This is a genomic window from Spirillospora sp. NPDC049652 (assembly GCF_040675125.1).
Lineage (GTDB): Bacteria > Actinomycetota > Actinomycetes > Streptosporangiales > Streptosporangiaceae > Spirillospora.
Genome location: NZ_JBFAOF010000422.1, coordinates 1 through 5841 on the forward strand (window position 1 = coordinate 1; position 5841 = coordinate 5841).

At 73.2% G+C, this 5841-nt stretch carries 4 protein-coding genes; 3 read left to right on the forward strand and 1 reads right to left on the reverse strand.

Features of this window, described 5'->3' with window-relative positions; genetic code table 11:
• Both AB0J52_RS24005 and AB0J52_RS24010 read left to right on the forward strand, forming a co-directional pair.
• A partial coding sequence (locus AB0J52_RS24005) for an FtsX-like permease family protein (protein WP_500184308.1) occupies positions 1-1243 on the forward strand: 1243 nt, incomplete at its 5' end.
• A 163-nt stretch (positions 1244-1406) separates the two neighbouring features.
• Entirely contained in the window at positions 1407-2618 is a 1212-nt protein-coding gene (locus tag AB0J52_RS24010; RefSeq protein ID WP_500184310.1) for a pyridoxal phosphate-dependent aminotransferase, read from the forward strand.
• 81 nt (positions 2619-2699) lie between these two features.
• Here the strand turns inward: AB0J52_RS24010 and AB0J52_RS24015 are convergent, their stop codons facing one another.
• The gene (locus AB0J52_RS24015) at positions 2700-4865 is read right to left on the reverse strand and encodes an ATP-dependent DNA helicase (protein WP_500184312.1); all 2166 of its coding nucleotides are present in this window, start codon (positions 4863-4865) and stop codon (positions 2700-2702) included.
• A 220-nt stretch (positions 4866-5085) separates the two neighbouring features.
• Between AB0J52_RS24015 and AB0J52_RS24020 the strand changes: the two genes are divergently transcribed.
• Positions 5086-5586, forward strand: coding sequence for a phosphoribosyltransferase (locus tag AB0J52_RS24020; RefSeq protein WP_500184314.1), 501 nt, complete (start codon positions 5086-5088; stop codon positions 5584-5586).
• The last annotated feature ends 255 nt before the right edge of the window (positions 5587-5841 follow it).

A 5841-nucleotide genomic window follows, 5' to 3' on the forward strand; every position in this document is an offset into this window, starting at 1 on the left:
GTCGCTGGCCGCGATGGTGGCGCTGGGACCGGTCGCGGCCCGTCCGGCCGCGGCCCTCATCGGCATGCCCGCGGCGCGGCTGCGCGGCGTGCCCGGACGGCTCGCCCGCGAGAACGCCGTGCGCACCCCGCGCCGCACCGCCGGGGTCGCGACCGCGCTGATGATCGGCGTCGGCGTGGTGACGCTGCTCACCGTCTTCGCCGGGTCGATGCGCGCGTCCCTGGAGGACGGGGTCGCGGGCTCGTTCCGGTCGGGGCTGGTCGTGAACGGCGGGAGCAACGACACCGGCGGGTTCGAGCCGTCCCTGGCCGCGCGCGCCGCCGCTCTGCCGCAGATCCAGACCGCCGCGGGCCTCGGCAAGGGCGCCGCCCGCGTGGACGGGCGCTCCGCCACGGTCGGCGTCGCCGATCCCGCGCGACTCGGGAGCGTGCTGCGTCTGGACGTCACGTCCGGCGCCCTCCCGTCCGACCCGGCTCCCAGCACGGGCGCGCCGTCCGCAGCGGGGGCCGGGCAGCCGGGGCCGAGGGTGCTGGCGGTCGGGAAGAAGGTCGCCGACGAGCGGAAATGGCACGTCGGGTCGGCCGTGACCGTGACCTTCTCGGACGGTTCGCGCGTGCCCATGACGGTCGGGGCGATCTACAAGCGCACCGACCTCGCGGGGGACTACCTCGTCCCGCGGACGGTCTGGGCGGAGCACAACCGGAGGCCGCTCGACCTCGCGGCGTTCGCCCTGCCCAAGCCGGGCGTGTCCGAGGGAGACGCGCGGGCGGCGCTCACCTCGCTCGCCCGCTCGTACGGCGCGCCGGATGTCCAGAACCGGACGCAGTACGTCGCGGCGCAGACCGAGCAGATGAACGCCTTCCTCGGCATCGTGTACGTGATGCTGGCGCTCGCGATCGTGATCGCCCTGCTCGGGATCGCCAACACCCTCGCCCTGTCGGTCCACGAGCGGACGCGTGAGCTCGGCCTGCTCCGCGCGGTCGGCGCGACCCGGCGGCAGCTGCGCGCGATGATCCGCTGGGAGTCGCTCATCGTGTCGCTGTTCGGCACGGCGGGCGGCGCGGGCTTCGGCCTCTTCCTCGGATGGGCCCTGGCCAGCGCGTTGTCGAACCCGTTCGCGGTCCCGGCCGTCCCCCTCGTGGTGATCCTTCTGGTCGGCGCGGTCGCCGGCGTCCTGGCGGCGCTGCGGCCCGCCCGGCGCGCCGCCAAGCTGCCCGCACTGACCGCCGTGGCCTCTGCGTGAGGTCCGTCCGGACGCCGTCCGCTCCCTGACTCACCCCAGGGGCGGACGGCGTCGCCGGCCTCGTGCGCGCGGGGGTGGGGCACAGGGGCCGCCCGACCGGGCCTGGGGGCTGAGCGGGTGGTGCGGCGCGGGATGCGTGGGTTTGCCTGGATAGGCTGGTGCAATGCAGGTCAACCAGTCGGGCAAGCTCGCGAACGTCTGTTACGACATCCGGGGTCCGGTCCTGAAGCGCGCCAAGGAACTCGAGGCGCAGGGCAACCGGATCCTCAAACTGCACATCGGCAACCCCGCCCCGTTCGGCTTCGAGGCCCCGCCCGAGCTGCTGCAGGACATGATCCGCAACCTGCCGGAGGCGCACGGGTACAGCGACTCCAAGGGCATCCTGCCCGCGCGCCGCGCCGTGGTCCAGCGCTGCGAGGAGACCGGCATCGCCGGAGTGGACGTCGAGGACGTCTATCTGGGCAACGGCGTCTCCGAGCTGATCGTGATGACCCTCCAGGCGCTGCTGGACGACGGCGACCAGGTGCTCATCCCCACCCCCGACTACCCGCTGTGGACGGCCGCGGCGTCGCTGTCGGGCGGCGTCCCGGTGCACTACCGGTGCGACGAGGCGGCGGGCTGGGCCCCGGACCTGGCCGACATGGAAGCCAAGATCACCGACCGCACCCGGGCGATCGTGATCATCAACCCGAACAACCCGACCGGCGCGGTCTACCCGCGCGAGGTGCTGCTCGGGATCACCGAGCTGGCCCGCCGGCACGGCCTGCTGATCTTCGCCGACGAGATCTACGACCGCATCCTGTACGACGGCGCCGAGCACACCTCGATCGCCTCGCTGGCCCCCGACCTGCTGTGCCTGACCTTCGGCGGGCTGTCGAAGAACTACCGGGTGGCCGGGTTCCGGGCCGGCTGGGTGATCCTCTCCGGACCGAAGGAGCACGCCGAGTCCTACATCGAGGGCCTGGACATCCTGGCGAACATGCGGCTCTGCCCGAACGTCCCGGCGCAGTACGCCGTCCAGGCGGCGCTCGGCGGGAAGCAGAGCATCGACGAGCTCGTCCTGCCGACCGGCCGCCTCGGCGAGCAGCGCGACCGGGCCGCCGAGATGCTGAACGGCATCCCGGGCGTGAGCTGCGTCCGGCCGGAGGGCGCGCTCTACGTGTTCCCGCGCCTGGACCCCGAGATGTACCCGGTCAAGGACGACGTCCGGTTCGCGTTCGAGCTGCTGGAGCAGCAGAACATCCTGGTCGTGCAGGGCACCGGCTTCAACTGGCCGACGCCCGACCACTTCCGGATCGTCACCTTGCAGTACGCCGACGAGCTGGAAGAGGCGATCGGCCGGATCGGCGACTTCCTGGGGACCTACCGCCCCTGACCCTCAGGGGGGCGTTGCCTGGCTTGCCTGGGGTTGCCTGGCGGCTGGTGAGACTTCCCTGGCGGGCGGGAGGCCGAGAACTCACTCGGCGTCCCGCTCGTCGTCGTTCTCCGCCCCGGCGGCCTGGTCCAGGCGGCGCAGCGCCCCCCGGACGGTCTGCGGGTCGGTGGTGGCCCAGAACGGCGGCAGTGAGGACTTGAGGAAGCCGCCGTAGCGCGCGGTCGCGAGCCTCGGGTCGAGGATCGCCACCACGCCCCGGTCGTCCATCGAGCGCAGCAGGCGGCCCGCGCCCTGCGCCAGCAGGAGCGCCGCGTGCGTCGCCGCCACCGCCATGAAGCCGTTCCCGCCGCGCGCCGCGACCGCGCGCTGGCGGGCGGACGCCACCGGGTCGTCCGGGCGCGGGAACGGGATCCGGTCCATGATCACCAACTGCAGCGACGGGCCCGGGACGTCCACGCCCTGCCAGAGCGACAGGGTGCCGAACAGGCAGGTCCGCTCGTCCTCGGCGAACTGCTTGACCAGCAGGGACGTGGAGTCCTCGCCCTGGCAGAGCAGCGGGTGCGACAGGTGGTCCTTCAGCTCGTCGGCGGCCTGCCGGGCGGCCCGCATCGACGAGAACAGGCCGAGCGCGCGGCCTCCGGCGGCCTCGATCAGCTCGGTGATCTCGGTCAGGTAGGCGTCGGGGAGGCCGTCGCGTCCGGGCTGGGGCAGGTGCCGCGCCACGTAGAGGATGCCCGAGCGGGGGTGGTCGAAGGGCGAGCCGACGTCGATGCCCGTCCAGGCGAGTTCCTTGCTCTTGCCCTTCGTGTCCGCGGCCTCGTCCTCGGTGGGGTTCGCGTCGGCGCCGCGCTGGTTCGGGACCTCCAGCGGAGGCAGGCCCCACTGGCGCGCGAGTGGCTCGAAGGACCCGCCCAGCGTGAGCGTGGCGGAGGTCAGCACGGCCGTGCGCTTCTCGAAGAGCGTGCTGCGCAGGAGCCCGCCCACCCCGATCGGGGCCACGTGCAGAGTCGGCGGACGCTTCGGACGCCCGTCCTGGACGAACGGCTTCTCCAGCCAGACGACCTCGTTCCGCGCCGCGATCTCGACCTGGTACGACTCCAGCAGCCGGACGGACGTGTCGTGCAGATCCTCCAGCGCCGAGCGCGCCGCCTTGCGCGCGCCCGCGTCGGCCGGGTCCATCTCCTTCTTCTCCGGGCCGATCGCGGTGAGGCAGGCGTGCGCGGCGTCCCGGACGACGGCGAGCGCGTTGCCGAGCGCCTCCGGCAGGACGTCCATGCGCCCGGCGGGCAGTTCCTCCAGGAGGAGGGTCAGATCTTCGGCGGACCCCTTGAGCCGGTCGGCGACGCCCTCCTCGACGAGCCGTCCGCAGCGCCGCGCGGTGGCGTCCACGGCCGAGGCCGAGATGTCGCCCGTCGCCACGGCGGTGACGCGGTCGACCAGCTCGTGGGCCTCGTCCACGATCACGACGTCGTGCTCGGGGAGGACCTGGAACTCCTCCAGCGCGTCGATCGCGAGCAGCGCGTGGTTGGTGACGACGATGTGCGCCTCACCCGCCTGGGCGCGGGCCAGCTCCGCGAAGCACTCGGTGCCCTGGGGGCAGCGCGTCGCCCCGAGGCACTCCTTGGCCGTGACCGCGACCTGCCGCCAGGCCTGCTCGGTCACACCGGGGACCAGCTCGTCCCGGTCGCCGGTGGTGGTCTCGTCCGCCCACTCGTTCAGGCGCTTCACCTGGCGGCCGAGCACGGACAGCTGCTGGGGGTCGAAGAGGCCGTGGTCGTCGTCCTCCTCCGGCGCACCGGTCTGGACGCGGTGGAGGCACAGGTAGTTGCGGCGGCCCTTGAGGATCGCGAACTTCAGCTCGGTGCCGAGGAGCGGCCGCAGGGCCTCGGCGAGGCGCGGCAGGTCGCGGTCGACGAGCTGGCGCTGGAGCGCGATCGTCGCGGTCGAGACCACGACCGTCCGGCCCGTGGTCACCGCGTGCCGGATGGCCGGGATCAGGTACGCGAGCGACTTCCCGGTGCCCGTGCCGGCCTGCGCGGCCAGATGCTCGCCGCTGTGGAGCGCCTGCTCGACGGCCTCCGCCATGGCCACCTGGCCGGACCGTTCGGCTCCGCCGATGGCCTGCACGGCGGCGGAGAGGAGCGCGGCGGTGTCGGGCACGCGCCCGGTCTTGGCGGGACGCGCGGAACCGGCCGAATCCTCGGCGTCGGTGTCGGCGGAGCTGGAGAGCAGATCAGGGGCGGGCACGACGCCCAACGCTACCGCCCGTCCGCCGTGCTCGCGGCCAAGCCGGCGCGGTTCACCGCCCGGCACCCCCTCCGTGACCTGAATCATTTTCCGGCCGTCCGGTGCGGGCGGCCTGAGCGTGGCGCGAGGACGCCTGCGGGCGGATGTCCGCTGGGACGGGGTGGCGCGTTAGGGGTGCCCCTGGGACTGAGCGGTCCGCCGCGTCCGCGAAGATACATCTGTGTCTGATGCTGAAAGAGAAGTCCTGACCTGGGAACTGTTCGGCACCGCCGGCCGCGAGCTGGCCACCATGGTCGCCGAGAGCGGCTACCAGCCGGACCTGATCCTGTCGATCGCGCGCGGGGGCCTGTTCGTGGCCGGATCGCTCGGCTACGCCCTGGACGTCAAGAACCTGCACGTCATGAACGTCGAGTTCTACACCGGCGTGGACCAGCGCCTCGACATGCCCGTCATGCTCCCGCCCGTCCCCGCCCCGGTCGACCTGTCGGGCGCGCGCGTCCTGGTGGCCGACGACGTCGCCGACACCGGCGCGACCCTCAAGCTCGTCCGGGACTTCTGCGCCGACCACGTCGCCGACGTCCGCTGCGCCGTCGTCTACGAGAAGCCCCACTCCACGGTGAAGTGCGAGTACGTGTGGCGGCACACCGACCGCTGGATCAACTTCCCGTGGTCAACGCTGCCTCCCGTCGTGCAACGGGAGGACCAGGTCTTGGACGCCTGACGGCGATTACGGGCACGGCCTGGAACGGTCCTTGGTTGGCTGGGTCCCCCTGCTGGATCCGGCCCGCCAGGAGCGTTGTTGAAGCCCTTCCGCCCCACGCTGCTCGTCGTCCTGGGCCTGGCCGCCTCGGCCGTCCCGCCCTCCCTGGCCTCGCCGGGACGGCATTCCGGCGTGAGCGGCGCGGGAGGGCCCGGCGGCACGAGCGGCGTCGGGCATCCCGGTCGCGCGACTGGCTTGGCGGCACGCCCGGGTGCG

What these genes read in the sequence shown, in the direction of transcription:
- AB0J52_RS24010 (WP_500184310.1), top strand. Translation starts at nt 1,407, where the DNA reads ATGCAGGTCAACCAGTCGGGCAAGCTCGCGAACGTCTGTTACGACATC.